The organism is Streptomyces griseoruber, assembly GCF_001514205.1.
Classification (GTDB): domain Bacteria; phylum Actinomycetota; class Actinomycetes; order Streptomycetales; family Streptomycetaceae; genus Streptomyces; species Streptomyces griseoruber.
On sequence record NZ_KQ948770.1, the window covers coordinates 74,870 to 90,488 of the forward strand.

General features: G+C 72.7%; 19 protein-coding genes, 1 tRNA gene and 1 pseudogene. 13 read left to right on the forward strand and 8 right to left on the reverse strand.

The window, feature by feature from the left end; translation table 11 throughout:
- Positions 1–39: 39 nt before the first annotated feature.
- The 5 genes from AQJ64_RS20930 to AQJ64_RS20950 form a co-directional block, all read right to left on the reverse strand.
- A complete protein-coding gene (locus AQJ64_RS20930; protein WP_055634935.1) occupies positions 40–2,001 on the reverse strand; it encodes a copper resistance protein CopC in 1,962 nt (653 codons plus the stop codon).
- Positions 2,002–2,161: 160 nt separating this feature from the next.
- On the reverse strand, positions 2,162–2,926 hold the full coding sequence (locus AQJ64_RS20935) for an SDR family NAD(P)-dependent oxidoreductase (RefSeq protein WP_055634936.1): 765 nt from the start codon (positions 2,924–2,926) through the stop codon (positions 2,162–2,164).
- Positions 2,923–3,390 carry a cupin domain-containing protein gene (locus AQJ64_RS20940; protein WP_055634938.1) on the reverse strand — a complete coding sequence of 156 codons (468 nt, stop codon included), beginning with the start codon at positions 3,388–3,390 and terminating at the stop codon, positions 2,923–2,925. Before AQJ64_RS20940 ends, AQJ64_RS20935 begins: the two co-directional genes overlap by 4 nt.
- Before the next feature lie 34 nt (positions 3,391–3,424).
- Positions 3,425–4,048, reverse strand: a complete 624-nt coding sequence (locus AQJ64_RS20945) for a GNAT family N-acetyltransferase (RefSeq protein WP_055634937.1) — start codon at positions 4,046–4,048, stop codon at positions 3,425–3,427.
- Positions 4,041–6,215, reverse strand: coding sequence for a penicillin acylase family protein (locus tag AQJ64_RS20950; protein ID WP_059202865.1), 2,175 nt, complete (start codon positions 6,213–6,215; stop codon positions 4,041–4,043). The genes AQJ64_RS20945 and AQJ64_RS20950 overlap by 8 nt, the downstream gene beginning before the upstream one ends.
- Positions 6,216–6,308: 93 nt before the next feature.
- On the opposite strand from AQJ64_RS20950, the gene AQJ64_RS20955 reads away from it, so the two are divergent.
- The 4 genes from AQJ64_RS20955 to AQJ64_RS51765 all read left to right on the forward strand — a co-directional run bounded on the left by AQJ64_RS20955 (position 6,309) and on the right by AQJ64_RS51765 (position 8,675).
- Positions 6,309–7,028: a siderophore-interacting protein gene (locus AQJ64_RS20955; protein ID WP_059202866.1), complete on the forward strand. Its 720-nt coding sequence runs from the start codon at positions 6,309–6,311 to the stop codon at positions 7,026–7,028.
- Positions 7,029–7,495: 467 nt separating this feature from the next.
- Positions 7,496–8,080: an HhH-GPD-type base excision DNA repair protein gene (locus AQJ64_RS20960; protein ID WP_055639058.1), complete on the forward strand. Its 585-nt coding sequence runs from the start codon at positions 7,496–7,498 to the stop codon at positions 8,078–8,080.
- Positions 8,081–8,191: 111 nt separating this feature from the next.
- Positions 8,192–8,503: a hypothetical protein gene (locus AQJ64_RS20965; RefSeq protein WP_059202867.1), complete on the forward strand. Its 312-nt coding sequence runs from the start codon at positions 8,192–8,194 to the stop codon at positions 8,501–8,503.
- Positions 8,504–8,549: 46 nt separating this feature from the next.
- The gene (locus tag AQJ64_RS51765) at positions 8,550–8,675 is read left to right on the forward strand and encodes a hypothetical protein (RefSeq protein ID WP_280529280.1); all 126 of its coding nucleotides are present in this window, start codon (positions 8,550–8,552) and stop codon (positions 8,673–8,675) included.
- Between the two features lie 126 nt (positions 8,676–8,801).
- Here AQJ64_RS51765 and AQJ64_RS46165 read toward each other — a convergent pair.
- Positions 8,802–9,842, reverse strand: a pseudogene (locus AQJ64_RS46165) (helicase HerA-like domain-containing protein); the annotation flags it as partial.
- A 38-nt stretch (positions 9,843–9,880) separates the two neighbouring features.
- Here AQJ64_RS46165 and AQJ64_RS20975 point away from each other — a divergent pair.
- On the forward strand, positions 9,881–10,177 hold the full coding sequence (locus AQJ64_RS20975; RefSeq protein WP_004943146.1) for a type II toxin-antitoxin system VapB family antitoxin: 297 nt from the start codon (positions 9,881–9,883) through the stop codon (positions 10,175–10,177).
- 143 nt (positions 10,178–10,320) lie between these two features.
- A complete protein-coding gene (locus tag AQJ64_RS20980; protein WP_240512854.1) occupies positions 10,321–10,971 on the forward strand; it encodes a LytR C-terminal domain-containing protein in 651 nt (216 codons plus the stop codon).
- A gap of 122 nt (positions 10,972–11,093) precedes the next feature.
- Here AQJ64_RS20980 and upp read toward each other — a convergent pair whose 3' ends face one another.
- Positions 11,094–11,729: a uracil phosphoribosyltransferase gene (gene upp / locus AQJ64_RS20985; RefSeq protein ID WP_055637093.1), complete on the reverse strand. Its 636-nt coding sequence runs from the start codon at positions 11,727–11,729 to the stop codon at positions 11,094–11,096.
- Positions 11,730–11,868: 139 nt separating this feature from the next.
- Here upp and AQJ64_RS20990 point away from each other — a divergent pair, with 139 nt between their 5' ends.
- The 4 genes from AQJ64_RS20990 to AQJ64_RS21005 all read left to right on the forward strand — a co-directional run bounded on the left by AQJ64_RS20990 (position 11,869) and on the right by AQJ64_RS21005 (position 13,551).
- Positions 11,869–12,066 (forward strand): hypothetical protein, encoded by a 198-nt coding sequence (locus AQJ64_RS20990; RefSeq protein WP_240512855.1) that lies wholly within the window; start codon positions 11,869–11,871, stop codon positions 12,064–12,066.
- Positions 12,067–12,399: 333 nt separating this feature from the next.
- Positions 12,400–12,927 carry a tRNA adenosine deaminase-associated protein gene (locus AQJ64_RS20995; RefSeq protein WP_055637092.1) on the forward strand — a complete coding sequence of 176 codons (528 nt, stop codon included), beginning with the start codon at positions 12,400–12,402 and terminating at the stop codon, positions 12,925–12,927.
- A gap of 50 nt (positions 12,928–12,977) precedes the next feature.
- Positions 12,978–13,409, forward strand: coding sequence for a tRNA adenosine(34) deaminase TadA (gene tadA, locus AQJ64_RS21000; protein ID WP_055637091.1), 432 nt, complete (start codon positions 12,978–12,980; stop codon positions 13,407–13,409).
- Between the two features lie 57 nt (positions 13,410–13,466).
- Positions 13,467–13,551: transfer RNA gene (locus AQJ64_RS21005), tRNA-Ser, on the forward strand.
- Here AQJ64_RS21005 and AQJ64_RS21010 read toward each other — a convergent pair.
- Positions 13,546–13,800, reverse strand: coding sequence for a hypothetical protein (locus AQJ64_RS21010; protein WP_059202868.1), 255 nt, complete (start codon positions 13,798–13,800; stop codon positions 13,546–13,548). The two genes, AQJ64_RS21005 and AQJ64_RS21010, sit on opposite strands and share 6 nt — an antisense overlap.
- A gap of 198 nt (positions 13,801–13,998) precedes the next feature.
- Here AQJ64_RS21010 and AQJ64_RS49710 point away from each other — a divergent pair, with 198 nt between their 5' ends.
- From AQJ64_RS49710 to AQJ64_RS21020, 3 genes are all read left to right on the forward strand, one after another.
- Positions 13,999–14,175, forward strand: a complete 177-nt coding sequence (locus AQJ64_RS49710) for a hypothetical protein (RefSeq protein WP_099054080.1) — start codon at positions 13,999–14,001, stop codon at positions 14,173–14,175.
- Positions 14,176–14,209: 34 nt separating this feature from the next.
- Positions 14,210–14,503: a Dabb family protein gene (locus AQJ64_RS21015; protein ID WP_055637090.1), complete on the forward strand. Its 294-nt coding sequence runs from the start codon at positions 14,210–14,212 to the stop codon at positions 14,501–14,503.
- 179 nt (positions 14,504–14,682) lie between these two features.
- Positions 14,683–15,516 (forward strand): RNA polymerase sigma factor SigF, encoded by an 834-nt coding sequence (locus tag AQJ64_RS21020; protein ID WP_055637089.1) that lies wholly within the window; start codon positions 14,683–14,685, stop codon positions 15,514–15,516.
- The last annotated feature ends 103 nt before the right edge of the window (positions 15,517–15,619 follow it).

A 15,619-nucleotide genomic window follows, 5' to 3' on the forward strand; every position in this document is an offset into this window, starting at 1 on the left:
CGCGGCTCGTCGGTTCGGCGGGGTCTCGACGCCGTCGCGTCAGCGGACGATCTGTACGTCCTTCGTCACGCTCACCTGGTCGATGTCCGTGGCCCGGATCGTCGTCTTCATCTCCCAGGTGCCCTCGATGGGCAGACTGACCTTGCTGGAGGCCCAGTAGCCGCCCTTGTCGACCAGCTTGGCGTCGAGCGGGCCGATGTCCTGGCTGGGCAGGGTGAAGGAGATCCGCAGCTCGGGGACGGTGACGAAACCGCCGTCGGGGCCGTAGACCACGGCCTGGAGGGTGTTGTCGCCGACCGTGCCGGGGTCGAGGGTGACCTGCACCTTGCCGCGCAGTCCGGGCTTGCCGAGGTCGAAGGGGACGATCGTCACGGAGGCGACCGGCAGTCCGGCGGACTGCTGGGTCGTCGCCGCCTCGGCCGCAGCCCGGCCCGGCAGGGTGCCGGTCAGGATCGTCGTGAGGACGAGGACGACGACGGAGACGGCGACCTCCAGCAGGACCGACCGGCGCAGCGCACGGCTGTGCGCGGACTCGGCCGGGGTGAGACGCGGCTCGGTGGACGACGGACGGTCCGACGGAGACGGGGTGCCCTCCGCATCGGCCGCCGACGGCGCCGGGGTGCCTTCGGCGACGGCCGTCGCGGGCTGCTCCCCCGCCGGCTTGTCGGCGGCCTCCTCGTGTGCCGACGTCCCGCCCACGGTCGCCTTCTCCAGAACCTTGGCCTCCACCGTCACCGCCTTCTCCACCGTCACCGCCTTCTCCACCGTCACCGCCTTCTCCACCCGTACCGTCTTCTCCGCCTGCGCGTTCTGCGTGCCGCTCGTCTGCTCCCTCGTCCTGCCCCTCGTCACGTTCGCCTGACTGGTCACCGTCGCCCGGGACCACGCCCCCGCCGCCAGCAGCACGGCGACCGCGACGAGCTTGGCGAGGAGGACCCTGCCGTACGTCGTGTCCGTGAGCGCCGAGAGCGAGCCGAGGCCCCGCCAGGACTGGTAGACGCCCGTCACCACGAGGACGGTCACCGAGATCCCGGCCAGCCGGGAGAAGCGGGTGACCACGCGCGAGGGGACGGAGGCGCGGGGCAGCAGGGTGAGCAGGGCGACCAGGCCGCCCAGCCAGACCGCCATGGCGAGCAGGTGCAGCACCGAGGAGGTCATCGCCAGCGGCACCTGGATGCCGGCCGAGGCGTGTTCGGCGCCCGCCCAGGTCAGCGCGAGGCCCACCGCGAGGGCGGAGCCCAGCACGAGGGCCGCCTTCGACGGCTCGGGGCGGCTGCGCTGCCGTAGGAGCAGGGCCACCGCGGCGGCGAGCAGCAGCAGGCGCGCCGCCAGGGCGAGGCCCGGGCGGCCCTCCAGGGTGCGGAGCAGTCCGGAGGGGTCGAGCGCGTCGGCCGGGCCGGTGCCGGCCTCGTAGGGGGCGCGCAGGAAGAACAGGAACACCGTCGAACCGGCCAGCGTCCAGCCGCCGATCAGCAGCGGCCGGCGCAGCGGGCGGGTGTCCGGCGGGCGGCAGACGGCGACGAAGGCCGCCGTGCCGACGAGGAGGGCCGCCGCGATGTACGCGAGGTAGCGGCCGATGTTGTAGAGGCCGTCGGTCGCCGGGTCCTCGGTGGCGTCGGACGGCAGGACGGCCAGCGTCGGGGAGGCCTTGCCCACGGAGAAGGTGAAGGCGCCCGACACCGGGTGGCTGTCGGCCGAGACCACCCGCCAGGCCACGGTGAAGGTGCCGGTGCCGAGCTTCTTCGGCAGCTTCACCCGCACACGGTCCGAGCGGCCCTCCACATGCCCCGACCCGCCCAGCTTCACCCGCTGGTTCTCGGGATCGAGGAGGCGGAAGGAGTCGTCGAGGAGGCCCACCGACTCGGTGAAGGTCAGGGTGATGCTTCGCGGACTGTTCTTGACGACGCTTCCGTCGACGGGGTCGGTGGAGCGGAGGGCCGCGTGCGCCGAGGCCGGTCCGCCGCCGAGGAGGAGCAGGACCAGCACGGTGCCCAGCAGCACCAGCCCTTGAAGTCGCCTTCGTCCACTGCCGTGTCGTCCGCCATCGCGCCCTTCGCTCACGTCACCGCTCCGAACCGCCCGGGCTGCCCGGGTCTCGAGTCTCGTGTGCTCGGGGATACGTACGGATGGACACGACATCCTTCTCACCCGTTCGGCCCCCCTACCAGGTCGGCCGGGCCGACACTCCGCCGTCCACCACCAGGTCGTGGCCGGTGATCCAGGCCGCCAGCCGTGAGGCCAGGAAAACACAGGCGTCGCCGATGTCCTCCGGCCGGCCCAGCCGGTCGACCGCGACCGCCTCCCGCCATCGCCGCACCCCCTCCGGCCAGGCCTCGGCCAGCCCCGCACGGTCGATCAGACCGGGCGAGACGGTGTTGACGCGGATGCCGTGGGGGCCGTACTCCAGCGCCGCCGCCCGCGCGTGCATCACGACGGCGGCCTTGGCGGCGGCGTAGTGGGCGTGGCCCTCCGCGGGGAGCCGGGCCTCCACCGAGGCGATGTGCGTGACGCTGCCGCCGCCCCGCTCGCGCATGACCTCTGCCGCCGCCTGGGTGACGGCGAACACGCTGGTCAGATTGGTGTCGACGACCGCCCGCCAGTCCGCCACCGGCATCCCGGGCAGCGCCCGCACCGGCTGGACGCCCGCGTTGTTCACCAGCGCGTCGAGCCGTCCCCCGCCCCACTCGGCGGCCCGCGCCACCAGTTCGCGGCACTCGTCCTCGACGGTGAGATCGGCGCCCGGCAGGACGACGGCCCGCTCGCCGGTCCCCTCGATCTCCTCGGCGAGCGCGCGGGCCGCCCCGGTGCTCGTACGGCAGTGCAGGGCCACCGCCGCGCCCTCCTGCGCGAACCGGCGCGCGATGCCCCCGCCGATCCCGCCGCCCGCTCCCGTGATCAGTGCCACCCGGCCCGTCAGCAACGTCATGGACGGCACAGTCCCGCGATCAGCGCGGCCCGGTCCGGATGACGCGCCGTCAGCGCGGCCGCGTCCCCGTGCTCGTAGTCCTCGTAGGTGAAGCCGGGGGCCATGGTGCAGCCGAAGAAGGTCCAGGCGCCCCCGGTCCGCGCCCCCATCCAGGTGCGGGCGGGGACCGTGAGCTGCGGATGCTGCCCGCCGAGCACGTCCGGCCCGAGCACCGCCGTACGCGAGCTTCCGTCGGGGGCGAGGAGCAGCAGCTCCAGCGGGTCGCCGAGGTAGTGGTGCCAGACCTCGTCGGTGGGCAGGCGGTGCAGGGCCGAGAAGTCGCCCGCGGTGAGCAGGGCGACGATCGCGGAACCGGCCGGGCGTCCGTCGGACGCCTCGGGTCCCGCCCAGGTACGCCGGAACAGACCGCCCTCGCGCGGTATCGGCTCGAGTCGGTAGTGGGCGACGAGGTCTTCCGGGGTCAGCGGGGCTCTCACCCCGGAAGGGTATGGGGAAGGGCTACGGGAAGAGCACCTCGCGGCGCAGGAACGCCAGTTGGGCCTTCTTCTCGGGCAGGTACACGTCCGGCAGGTCGATCTCGGGCAGGGTGACCGGCGGCCCGGCCTCGAAGCCCTGCCGCAGGAAGCGGGCGATGGCCTTCTCGTTGCGGACGTCCGGGTCCACCACGACCCGCCGCCGGTCGAGGCCGAGCAGCACGTACGCGGCGAAGGCCCTCATCAGCGCCGCCGACCAGCCGGGCCGCGCGCCCCGCGCACCGGCGGGCGCGAGGAGCACATGGACGCCGATGTCGCCGGACTCCACCTCGTACACCTCGCCGACCCGGTCCTCGGCGGGCTCGTACGTCTGGAGCAGTCCGACCGGGGTGCCGTCGAGTTCGGCGAGGAAGGCGTGGTGGGTGTCGAGGCCGGCCATGTGGGCGTAGGTCTCGGCGACCTGGTCCCGGGTCAGACCGTTCATGCCCCAGAACGCGGCCCGTTCCTCGCGGACCCAGCCGTGCACGACGTCCGCGTCGCCCTCGGCGTCGAGGGGACGGATGCCCACGGTGCCGAAGCCGTCGGCGTGCTCCGTGTGGACGTAGTGCACGTAGTGGGCGTAGTCGGCGTGAACATGCTGGTCAGACATCGCTCTCCTTGGTCAGCCGTGCCCAGTCGGTGACGACCGGGGCCAGCCCGCCCTCGAGCCACAGGGGGAGCTGGTCGTGGTGGTGGGGGCTGTCGGGGTGCCCGCAGGCGCCGAGGGGGACCACCCACAGGCTGTCCTCGCGGCGGGCCAGGTCCCAGACGTAACGGGCGGCCGGGCCGCGCGCGGCGAGGTCGGTCCAGCCGGGCACGGCCGTGGTGCACAGCACGCAGTCGTGGTCGCCCGAGAGGGCCGGTGCCTCGTACGACGGGTCGGGCAGGGCCCGCCAGGGGGCGAGGCGGTGGGTGTCGCCCCAGCGGGCGGGCGGCTGTACGGCGATCTCCTCGACGGCCTCGCGGACCAGCCGGGGCCGGTCCACGCCGTACAGCTCCTCGGCGCGCAGGAGGTGTTCGAGGGCGAAGCCGATCCGGGGCAGCAGGGCCAGCCAGGGGAGGAGGACCTCGGGGTAGGCGGGCGGGGTGGCCAGGGCGGCGAAGGCCGGGTGGGCGGCGAGGCGGCGGACCACGGCACCGCGCAGGGCCGCGTACCGGGCCGCGTCCTCGCTGTCGGCGTCCATGCGGCGGTTCCAGCGCAGGAGGCGTGCGCGCAGCTCGGCGGCGGGGCCGGTGAGGCCGTCGAGGGCGGCGAGGTGGTCGAGGAGCGGTCCGGCGGAGGCGAGGTGGGTGTCCGTGTGGATGGCGGGCATGTCGGAGGCGGACCAGGTGTCCTTCCCGTCCAGCAGGGCGCGGATGCGGTCGGCGCGGTGCGGCGGGGCGAACTCGACGCCCAGGGGGGCGGCCGGGCCGCGCTGGTTGGCCATGACCGCGACACCGTCGGTGAGGCCGGCGCGGGGCGTCTCGTGCCAGCCGGTCCACTCGTGGCCGAGCTCCCAGGCGGGGACCAGCCGGATGCCGTTGGCCTCGGCGCGCACGGGCACCCGGCCGGCGACCCGGTGCAGCAGACCGCCCTCGGTGTCGGCGGCCTGGACGACGTTGACCGGCTCGGCCCAGAGGTCGAAGGCGGCGTCCACGTCGGCGACGCGGCGGGCCCGCAGGAGGGGGAGGAGGGCGCTGAAGCCGAGGTCCTCGGTGACGCGGGGCGGGTAGCGGAGGGCGAGGGCCAAGGGGATGTCGGGGGCGGTGGAGTCGGCGGGGGCGGCGGGGGCGGCGGGGGTGGTTGAGTCGGTGGGGTCAGCGGAGTCGGCGGGGGTGAGGGAGGTGGACGTTTCTTCCGAAGGGTGCGTCACCCCGCTCTCCAACCCCTCCGGGCCCCCGGCGATCACCGGCCCCCGGTCCGTCTCGATCACCTCCACCTCGACCGGCTCCTCCCCGGCCACCTCGACGGTCTCGGTGTGCCGGGCGGCGCGGCGCCAGACTCCGTCCGGGCCGAGGGCCTCGACGCCGGCGCCGGTGCGGCGCAGCCGTTCGCGGTAGAGGTCCTGGTAGTCGGCCATGGCGTTGGTGATGGCCCAGGCGACCGGGCCGGTGTGGCCGAAGTGGGCGATGCCGGGGACGCCGGGGACGGCGAGGCCGACGACGTCGAACTCGTCGCAGGCGAGCCGGATCTGCTGGTAGACGCCGGGATCCTCGATGAACCGGTGCGGATCGCCGGCGATGACCGCCTGCCCGGTGACGGTCCGGGCGCCGCTCACCAGCCAGCCGTTGCTGCCGGAGGTGCCGGGGCCGTCGGTGCCGAACAGGCCGACCGCGTCGGGGCCGAGGTGCCGTACGGCCTCCTCACGCCACAGCTTGGCGGGGAACCCGGCGAACAGGAGGTGGACGGAGAGCCAGACCGCGAGCGGGGTCCAGGGCTCCCAGCGGCCGGGGGCGAGCCCGGTCCGGGTGAACTCCGGGGTGACGTGGAGCCCTTCGTTGACGCCGTCGACGTACGCCCGTACCCACGCGGCGGTCTCCGCGTCCTCGCTCTCCAGCCGGTAGAAGCAGCGGCGGGCGGTGTCGGCGAGGCGGGTGCGGCGGGCGAGGACGTCCCAGGCGACGGCCTCCGGGCCGAGGAAGGCGGCGGAGGTGCCGTGGGCGCGGTGCCGTTCGACCTCCAGCTGCCAGGCCCGGTCGCGGGCCGTGACCAGGCCCTGGGCGCGGGCGAGTGCCCGGGCGTCTGCCGCGCGCAGATGCGGGACGCCCCACGCGTCTCTGTGGATCTCGGTCGTCACCCTGTGGCCCTTCTGCGGTTCCCGTGCATGCGTTTTAGGTTAGCCTTACCTAATCAATCGGTGCAGGAATCGTACGCGAGGGGTGACGGGGTCATGGCGCAGGGGCGGGGCTGGGAGGGCGCGGTCCTCCGGCTGATGCGGGCGAAGGACTTCACACTGACCGTGACCGGCGCGCAGGACGTCACCCCGCGCTTCCGCCGGGTGCACCTGACCGACGGCGGGCTGCTCGCGGCGACCGGGGTCCACCCGACGATGTGGGTGCGGCTGTGGTTCGACAACGCGGGCAGGCCGCACCAGCGGGCGTACACCCTGGTCGACCCCGATCCGGCGGCCGGCACCTTCTCACTGGAGTTCGCCCTGCACGAGGGCGCGGCGAGCGACTGGGCGCGGGCGGCGCGGCCCGGCGACACCGTCGAGGCGACCGTCCAGGGCACCGCCTTCGACGCCCCCGCCCCCGCCCCGGACCGCGTCCTCGCGATCGGCGACCCCGCCTCCCTGCCCGCGATCAACTCCCTGCTGGCCGCGCTGGGCCCGGCCCCCGCGACCGTCTGGTTCGAGGGCTCCGACGGCGAGGGCGACGGCCTCCCCTTCCGCACCGACCCCGCCCGCCACGAGCTGCGGCACGTCCCGCGCGCGGAGCTGGTCGAACGGGTCCGCGCCGAGCTGCCCGCGCAGCTCACGGCCACCGCACACCCGTACGTCTGGATCACCTGCGACACCCGCACCACCCGCACCCTCTCGGCCTACGTCCGCAAGGAACTCGGCGTCCCCAAGGAACGGGTGCACGCACTGGGGTACTGGCGGGCGGACTGAGCGGGGCGGGTGGGGCAGCGGGGCGGATGGGGGCGTACGGGCTGGACACGGCAGGCAGCGGACGGGGGAGGGGTGGGTGCCCCAAACACAGCCGGCATCAGCCGGACAGGGGCCGCGAGCCGGCACGGCAGGCGGCCGAGCAACGAGCGTGCGGGCCGGGCACGGCATGCAGCAGACGGGCAGGAGGCGCGAGCCAAGCACGGCCGACAGCGGGAAGGGCCCGACGCGGCAGACAGCGGAGCAACCGGCGCGCGAACCAGCCGCAGCAGGCAGCGGAGCAACCGGCCTGCAACCCAGCCACAGCAGACAGCGGGCAACCGGCCTGCAACCCAGCCACAGCAGACAGCGGAGCAACCGGCCTGCAACCCAGCCACAGCAGACAGCGGAGCAACCGGTCTGCGAGCCGGGCGTGGCAGGTGTCGGGGTACCGGCGCGCGGGTCGGGGGGCGGTCGGGGATCATCGACGCATGGACGTCACCCTTCACCTCGCCCAGGACCCCGAGGCCGACGAGTTGCTCGGCCGTTCCCCGCTGGCCGCGCTGGTCGGGATGCTGCTGGACCAGCAGGTCCCGATGGAGTGGGCGTTCAAGGGCCCCCGTACGATCGCCGACCGCCTCGGCGCCGACGACCTCGACGCGCACGACATCGCCGCCCAGGACCCGGAGGCCTTCGCCGCGCTGCTCTCCGAGAAGCCGGCCGTGCACCGCTACCCGGGCTCCATGGCCAAGCGCATCCAGCAGCTGTGCCAGTACCTCGTCGAGCACTACGACGGTGACCCCGAGGCCCTCTGGAGGGACGCCGGCACCGGCAAGGAGCTGCTGAAGCGGCTGGAGGCGTTGCCCGGCTTCGGCAAGCAGAAGGCCCAGATCTTCCTGGCCCTGCTCGGCAAGCAGCTCGGCGTACGGCCGGAGGGCTGGCGGGAGGCCGCGGACTCCTACGGCGAGGCGCAGTCCTTCCGGTCCGTCGCCGACATCACCGGCCCGGAGTCGCTGACGAAGGTACGGGCGCACAAGCAGGAGATGAAGGCGGCGGCGAAGGCCGCGAAGAAGTGAAGTAGGGCGTATTCGGGGGCGCGCCGCGTCGGAAAGGCGCCGTCCGCCGAACGGGTGCATCCGGCCTCCACCGTGCTGAACCGTTGGCGTGTCGCGGGCAGATGACCCTCCATGAGCACCGCAGCACGCCTCCCCCGCCGCCGCACCTGGCTGCGGGTGCTCGTGCTGCTGCTCGCCCTGCTCGTCCCGGGCGTACCCGCCGAGGTCTCCACCTCACCCGTCGTCGCCGGCGAGACCGTCGAGTACGACGCCGTGGACACCGCCGTCCGCCCCTCCCCCGGTGACCGGTGCGCCGCCGCCCCCCTGCGCCCGGCGCCCCGGCCTGCCCCGGCGCCGTGCGCACCGGCCCAGCGGCCGCGGCCCGCCCCGCCCGGGACGCCGTACGCCCCGCACACCCTGCGCACCGTGGTCCTGCGCTGCTGACCGACGCCCGCACCCGGTCCGTCAGCACGACGCAAGGAGCACAGCCATGCCCACCGACCCCTACGCCGTCCTGCGCGCCCTGCTGCGCGCGGAGGCCGCCCGCAGCACCGCACCGAAGCCGCAGGTGAAGAAAGCCGAGCAGGAGCGGCCCGTGGTGGAACGGGACCGCTGACCGGCAGGCGGAGGCGGGGCCCGGCGGCGCGAGCCGACCGGCGGGCCACCGTCTCCGCCGGGCCGTGCCGAAGAGGGAGGGTGATCTCGCGCCCCACCTGGGTGCCGAGGACCGGGCGAGGGACTTGAACATGCCGCTGGTGACGACCTGTTCGACGAGCGAGGGCGGCTCGTCGCCGGGCTTTCGCCTCCGAGCGGTCGGGCTGCGCCTCCGCCGACCGGGCGGGCGTCGTGGCTCTCGTGGCTCTCGTGGCTCTCGTAGCTCTCGTAGCTCTCGTAGCTCTCGTGGCTCTCGTAGCTCTCGTGGCCGACGTGGCCGTCAGCTTCTCGAACGCCGTTCCCTGTCCACAGCCTGTGCATACCGCTCGCGCAGCGGGGACTCCCGCACCGCCCGGTCCGGGGCGGTCCCGTCCACCGGCCCCATCAGGGACTCGGGGGCGCGCAGCCGGGTCGCGGCCACCGGGGTGGGGGGCGCCGTTCTCGCTGAGGACCGTGACCACGGCCTCGCCGGTGCCGAGGCCGGTGAGCAGGTCTGGGTGACGAAGAACACGCGACCCCTTTCGAGCGAACCAGCCGGACGGTGCGGGTGATCGACTCCAGGAACTCCTCGGACGCGTCGTCGAACAGCAGTTCCAGAACCGAGACGATCCCGCGCCCGTCGGCCGCCCTCCGCGGGAACTCGCCCGTGTCGAACTCCGGCTCCCCGAAGAAGCCGGCCGCCGCCTGGGCCTCGAAGGCCGTCAGGGACCGCAGGATCACCCCGCCGTGGCGGTGGACGGCCCGCCGATGTTCCTCAGCTCCGCCTTGCCCTCGTCCGAGGCCAGGAAGGCGACGACCGCCCGGGGGTCCTCGAGGTCGACCAGCTCCAGGCCCTTCCGGTCCGCGTGGTGGAAGGCCGAGAGCCGCTCGGCGATCAGCTGGAACGTCTTGGTCTCGCCGGTCCCGGTGGCGCCGGCGACCAGGCCGTGCCGGTTGGGCATGGGCAGCGGGATACGGACCTGTGCGTCGGGCAGACAGCGCCCGTCCCACAGCAGGGAGCCAGATCCAGAGCCGGACCGGAGAACGCGTATCCGGCGGCGATCTCGTCGGCACCCTGCATCAGCGGCCCCCTCGATCCCGGTTTGCCCCTGTTCATCACGGCTTTTCCAGCGTCGCACTCGGCCGCCATGGCTGCGCCCGGAAGGTCTGGGCCGGTAGGCTTTCCGTGTGATCTTCAAGCGCATCGGAAACGGCCGGCCGTACCCCGACCACGGCCGGGAAAGCACCCGGCAGTGGGCGGACGTCGCGCCGCGCCCGGTCCGCCTCGATCAGCTGGTGACCACCAAGCAGCAGCTCGACCTGGAAACCCTGCTCGCCGAGGACTCGACCTTCTACGGCGACCTCTTCGCGCACGTGGTGAAGTGGCAGGGCGACCTCTACCTGGAGGACGGGCTGCACCGCGCGGTGCGGGCGGCGCTCCAGCAGCGTCAGGTGCTGCACGCGCGCGTCCTCGAGCTGGACTGAGGCGCCGCGCCCGCCGTTCCCCGGCACTCCCCGGCGCTCCCGCCATGAGCGGGGTTGGCCCTTTCGGGTTCTTTCCCCCGCCTTGAGCGATGTCGGATGATCGTTTATTAGTCACGGCCGCCCGGGCGCACTACGCTGCGCCCATGAGCATGCTGACTCCCCCCGGCATGGGCGGCAAGTACCGGATCACGGGGGACAAGTACCCCCGCATGCGTCGTCGTCGGCGGCGCGGCAGGCTGGTCGTCGTGGTCGTCGCCTGCGGTGCCGCGCTGGGCGTGGCCGGCTGGGGCACCCTGCAGCTCATCGATGTCTTCACCGGGGGCGGAGGGACGGCCTCCGCGGCCGGTTCCAAGGCCTCCTGCACGGTGAAGTCGGCCCAGGCGAGCCCGTCGGCCTCCGCCTCCCCGGCCGCGCTGCCCAAGCCCGCGCAGATCACGGTGAACGTCCTCAACGCCACCACCCGCAGCGGGCTCGCCAAGACCACCGCCGACGCGCTGGAGAAGCGCGGCTTCAAGATCGGCGAGGTGGGCAACGCGCCCAAGGAGTACGACAAGAAGGTCACCGGCGCGGCGCTGCTGCTCGGCCCCACCGCCTCGCTGAACACCTCGCTGTCGGTGCTGTCCACGCAGGTCGGCGGGGCCGAGCGGCGGGCCGACGCGGGGCGCAAGGGGGCCGAGGTCGATCTGATCATCGGCGACAGGTTCCAGGCGCTCAGCAGTGAGGCGGAGGCGGCGAAGGCGTTGAGCGTGCTGGTGTCGCCGCAGCCGGCGGCGACGACGAAGAAGGCCTGCTAGGGCCCGTCGCCGGGTGCGGGACGGTGGGGGCTCGTCGCGCCCACGCGGCGGAGCCGCAGATGAGCACGGCCCCGCGCCCCTGGTGGAGCCGGGCCGACGGCCCGGACTCCACAGCGGCCCTTCTACTCGGCCGCGCCGTACAGGCGGTCGCCCGCGTCGCCCAGGCCCGGCACGATGTAGCCGTGGCTGTTGAGGTGGTCGTCGACGGCCGCGGTGACGACCGTCACCGGGGTGCCCGCGAGTTCGCGCTCCATGAGCTCGACGCCCTCGGGGGCGGCCAGCAGGACCACCGCGGTCACGTCGTCGGCGCCGCGCCTGATCAGCTCGCGGATCGCGGCGACCAGGGTGCCGCCGGTGGCCAGCATCGGGTCGAGGACGTACACCTGGCGGCCGGAGAGGTCCTCCGGCATACGCGTGGCGTACGTGGACGCCTCCAGCGTCTCCTCATTGCGGATCATGCCCAGGAAGCCCACCTCGGCGGTCGGCAGCAGGCGGACCATGCCGTCCAGCATGCCGAGGCCCGCGCGCAGGATCGGAACGACCAGCGGACGCGGGTGGGAGAGCTTCACCCCGGTCGTCTCGGCGACCGGGGTGACGATGTCGACCTGCTCGGTGCGCACGTCACGCGTGGCCTCGTAGGCGAGCAGGGTGACCAGTTCGTCGGCCAGGCGGCGGAAGGTCGCGGAGTCCGTGCGCCGGTCGCGCAGCGTGGTGAGCTTGTGGGCGACCAGGGGGTGGTCGACGACGTGGAGACGCATGTCCACAACAGTAACCGGGTGGGACCGGCCCGGCGCCCCCGCACCCGGTGAGCGGGCTTGGGCCGTTCGCCTGCATCAAACCGCCCAGGCGGGGGAAAGTGGTGGAGACGGACCCGGGGTGGTGAAGCCTGTGCCTGACCTGCCGAAGCGCGACGCGCCGGAGCCGCCCGAGAGCTCGGGCGTGCCGCGGGAGACCGATGCCGAGCGCCGCCGGCGCCGCGACCGCTTCCTGCGTGAGCTCACCGAGGCCCGGGAACTGCGTGACCGGGTCCAGCCCCGACGCGCCAGAAGCGCCCGTCTGCGTCATGCGCTGCGCATGCGCACATTCCGCTGGTAGCCGAACGATCCCCTCCTGCACGTACGGCACTTGGGACGTTCGGGGAAGATCGCCACCGTCACGGGTGGCACGGGGGGTGGGCGTGCGTGGGCGCACGGGAAAGCCGCGTACGATCCGCAGTGGCCGCAACGAGTGTGCTGGTGAGTTGCCTACGGACGTAGTCATGGACGTGCGATCAAAACCACCGGACACAGGGAGCCGAAGACGTCCCCTGAACGCCTTGTTTCTGCCACGATTCCGAGTGGGTGGGGCTCGGAGCACAGCTCTCTCCGCCCGTAACCTCCGCCGGGGGGACCCCCAACCGGCACGCCTATGACCAGTGGGAGAGTCACGGTGTACTTCGCCGCACTGCTCGCGCGCACCGAAGACGGGTGGGAAGCGAGCGACACAGAGCTCGACGATGTGGAGACCCTGTCGGATCTGGCCGACCTGGCCCGGGAAGCCACTCCCGACGAGGACACGGTGCTCGTGCTCATCGAGCAGGAGGACTCGTGGTTCGGTGTCGTCCGCATCGATGGCGAGGAAGACCCTCGCATCTACGTCTCCGACGCCGCTGCCGCCGCCCGCAGCTCGTACGGCGAGCTGCTGCTCACCGACGAACTGCTCGGAAGGGAGCCGGGTGACGACGACGACCTGGACTCCCTCGACCTCGACGGCACCGAGGACGGAGAGGACGAGGACGACGACGAGGGCGGTGCCTCCGGTTCCGCCGAGGCCGTGCCGCACGGCCCGGTCGGCGACCCCGGGATCCTCGACGACCTCGGCGTCAGCGAGAAGGAGCTGAAGTCGCTGTCCGAGGACGCGCTCAGCGAGATCGCCGACGCCCTCGGCGCCTCGGAGGTCCTGGAGACCGTCCGCTGACCGCAGCCGAGGCGCCGCCTGACCCGGTACGCGATCCCTGGCGGGCCGCCATGCGGCTCGCCCTGGACGAGGCCCGGCTGGCCGTCCGGGGCGGGGACGTCCCGGTCGGCGCCGTGGTGCTGGCTCCTGACGGCACGACGGTCCTCGCGGCCGGCCACAACGAACGCGAGGCCGGCGGTGATCCCACGGCCCACGCGGAGGTGCTCGCCATCCGGCGGGCGGCCGCGCGGCTCGGGGAGTGGCGGCTGACCGGTTGCACGCTCGTCGTCACGCTGGAGCCCTGCACGATGTGCGCCGGCGCGATCGTGCAGTCCCGGGTGGACCGGGTCGTCTACGGCGCCCGCGACGACAAGGCGGGCGCGGCCGGCTCCCTGTGGGACGTCGTCCGCGACCGGCGGCTCAACCACCGGCCCGAAGTCGTCGAAGGCGTTCTCGCCGACGAGTGCGCGGGACTCCTCACGGAGTTCTTCCGCACCCGCTGACGACCTCCACGAATACCGATTTCAAACCACGCCCCCGCGTGCTGTAAGGTCTCCCTCGGTAGCGTGTCCGAGCGGCCGAAGGAGCTCGCCTCGAAAGCGAGTGTGGCGCAAGTCACCGAGGGTTCAAATCCCTCCGCTACCGCGCTTGAGCGAAGGGCTCGGTCCGCTGGATCGGGCCCTTTGCCGTGTCCGCTATCGGCTTCTTGCCGAAGTAGGTCCAGAGCAGGGCGGCGCAGACCGAGCCGTTGAGCAGGAAGAGCAGCCACAGCAGCTTCGGTACGAAGCGCACGCGCTCCGCGGGGGTGCGGACGCAGTCGAGCAGCGCCCACAGCGTGATGGCGGCGACCAGGGCGATCAGGACGAGGGCCGGCAGGTCCATCAGGTGCAGCACGTGTCTTCTCCCTTGCTGGGGCAGTGGCTCGGTTCGGCGTTCACCCCCTCATCGGACGAGGCCTCCCGATCGGTTCACGGACGCGCGAAAAAAGTTCACGGGCACGCCGCACCCGCTCAAAAGCGGTGTGGAAATCGCACTTACGGTTACACTCGCCGCCGTCAACAGGGGCCCAGCGGCCATGACAGGGGAGGCCAGGTGGCGGTGAACGCCAAGAAGATCGCCGTCTACATACTCGTGGTCTTCGCGCTGTACGTGATCATCACGGACCCGTCCAGGGCGGCGGACTACGTCCAGATAGGCTTCGAGGGCATATCGGACGCCGCCAAGGCCATCGGCGACTTCTTCACCTGGCTCGCCAACGGGGCCCACTAGCCGCCGGGCCCAGCAGCACGCATCGGGAGTGCCCATGATCCGCCACCTGGTCCTGTTCAAGCTGAACGAGGGCGTCGAGCGCGACGACCCCCGCGTAGCCGAGGGCGAGGCGGCCTTCCGGGCGCTCGGCGGGCAGATCGAGGAGCTGGCCTTCTGGGAACTGGGCTGGAACATCAGCGAGCGGCCCATCGCCTACGACTTCGCGATCAACTCGGCGGTCGAGGACGCGGACGCCCTGAAGCGGTACATCGAGCACCCGGCGCACCAGGCGGGCGTCGCCCTGTGGCAGGAGTTCGCCACCTGGGTGGTCGCCGACTACCCGTTCTGAGCCGCACCCACAGAGCTGGAGAGCCCCCCGCCGTCCGGCGGGGGGCTCTCGCGTGTCTCCTGCCCCAACTTCTCCCTCAACACGGTGTTATGGGGTGCTTGCACACAGTGCACATGTCTTGTGATGCTATGACCGCTTTTGACGGATGAGTGGATCGATGTCGTTGACCTGACGAAGAGGTGGCGTTGACCGTGTCGGCCAGTACTGCGCCCCCTCAGGAAGAGGCCCCGGCCCCGGGTCCCGAGCGGCGCCGCGGCGCCGACACCCGGGCGCTCACCCAGGTGCTCTTCGCGGAGCTCAAGGAGCTCCAGCCGGGCACCCCGGAGCACAACCGGGTCCGCGGGGCGCTCATCGAGGCCAATCTCCCGCTCGTGCGCTACGCGGCCGCCCGGTTCCGCTCCCGCAACGAGCCGATGGAGGACGTCGTCCAGGTCGGCACCATCGGACTGATCAACGCCATCGACCGCTTCGACCCGGAACGGGGCGTGCAGTTCCCGACCTTCGCGATGCCGACCGTCGTCGGCGAGATCAAGCGCTACTTCCGGGACAACGTCCGCACGGTCCACGTACCACGCCGGCTGCACGAGCTGTGGGTGCAGGTGAACAGCGCGACCGAGGACCTGACCACCGCCTTCGGCCGCACCCCGACCACCGCCGAGATCGCCGAGCGGCTGCGCATCGGCGAGGACGAGGTCCTGTCCTGCATCGAGGCGGGGCGGTCGTACCACGCGACCTCCCTGGAGGCCGCCCAGGAGGGTGACGGACTGCCGGGCCTGCTGGACCGCCTCGGCTACGAGGACCCGGCCCTGGACGGCGTCGAACACCGCGATCTCGTCCGCCATCTCCTGGTCCAACTCCCGGAACGCGAACAGAGAATCCTTCTGCTGCGCTATTACAGCAATCTCACGCAGTCTCAGATCAGCGCGGAACTCGGCGTCTCACAGATGCACGTTTCCCGGCTACTCGCGCGTAGCTTCCAGCGACTGCGTTCCGCGAACCGTATCGAGGCCTAGCGAAACGTGGGGACGCGGGAGCACGGCCGTATGCACAGGCGCACAGGCAGGGCGCACGCATAGGGCGCACGGCTCTGGTTACGTCATCCGATGGGTGTTCGCA

What these genes read in the sequence shown, in the direction of transcription:
- AQJ64_RS20935 (WP_055634936.1), bottom strand. Translation starts at nt 2,926, where the DNA reads ATGACGTTGCTGACGGGCCGGGTGGCACTGATCACGGGAGCGGGCGGC.
- AQJ64_RS20945 (WP_055634937.1), bottom strand. Translation starts at nt 4,048, where the DNA reads ATGTCTGACCAGCATGTTCACGCCGACTACGCCCACTACGTGCACTAC.
- AQJ64_RS20955 (WP_059202866.1), top strand. Translation starts at nt 6,309, where the DNA reads ATGGCGCAGGGGCGGGGCTGGGAGGGCGCGGTCCTCCGGCTGATGCGG.
- AQJ64_RS20960 (WP_055639058.1), top strand. Translation starts at nt 7,496, where the DNA reads ATGGACGTCACCCTTCACCTCGCCCAGGACCCCGAGGCCGACGAGTTG.
- AQJ64_RS20965 (WP_059202867.1), top strand. Translation starts at nt 8,192, where the DNA reads ATGAGCACCGCAGCACGCCTCCCCCGCCGCCGCACCTGGCTGCGGGTG.
- AQJ64_RS51765 (WP_280529280.1), top strand. Translation starts at nt 8,550, where the DNA reads ATGCCCACCGACCCCTACGCCGTCCTGCGCGCCCTGCTGCGCGCGGAG.
- AQJ64_RS20980 (WP_240512854.1), top strand. Translation starts at nt 10,321, where the DNA reads ATGAGCATGCTGACTCCCCCCGGCATGGGCGGCAAGTACCGGATCACG.
- upp (WP_055637093.1), bottom strand. Translation starts at nt 11,729, where the DNA reads ATGCGTCTCCACGTCGTCGACCACCCCCTGGTCGCCCACAAGCTCACC.
- tadA (WP_055637091.1), top strand. Translation starts at nt 12,978, where the DNA reads ATGCGGCTCGCCCTGGACGAGGCCCGGCTGGCCGTCCGGGGCGGGGAC.
- AQJ64_RS21015 (WP_055637090.1), top strand. Translation starts at nt 14,210, where the DNA reads ATGATCCGCCACCTGGTCCTGTTCAAGCTGAACGAGGGCGTCGAGCGC.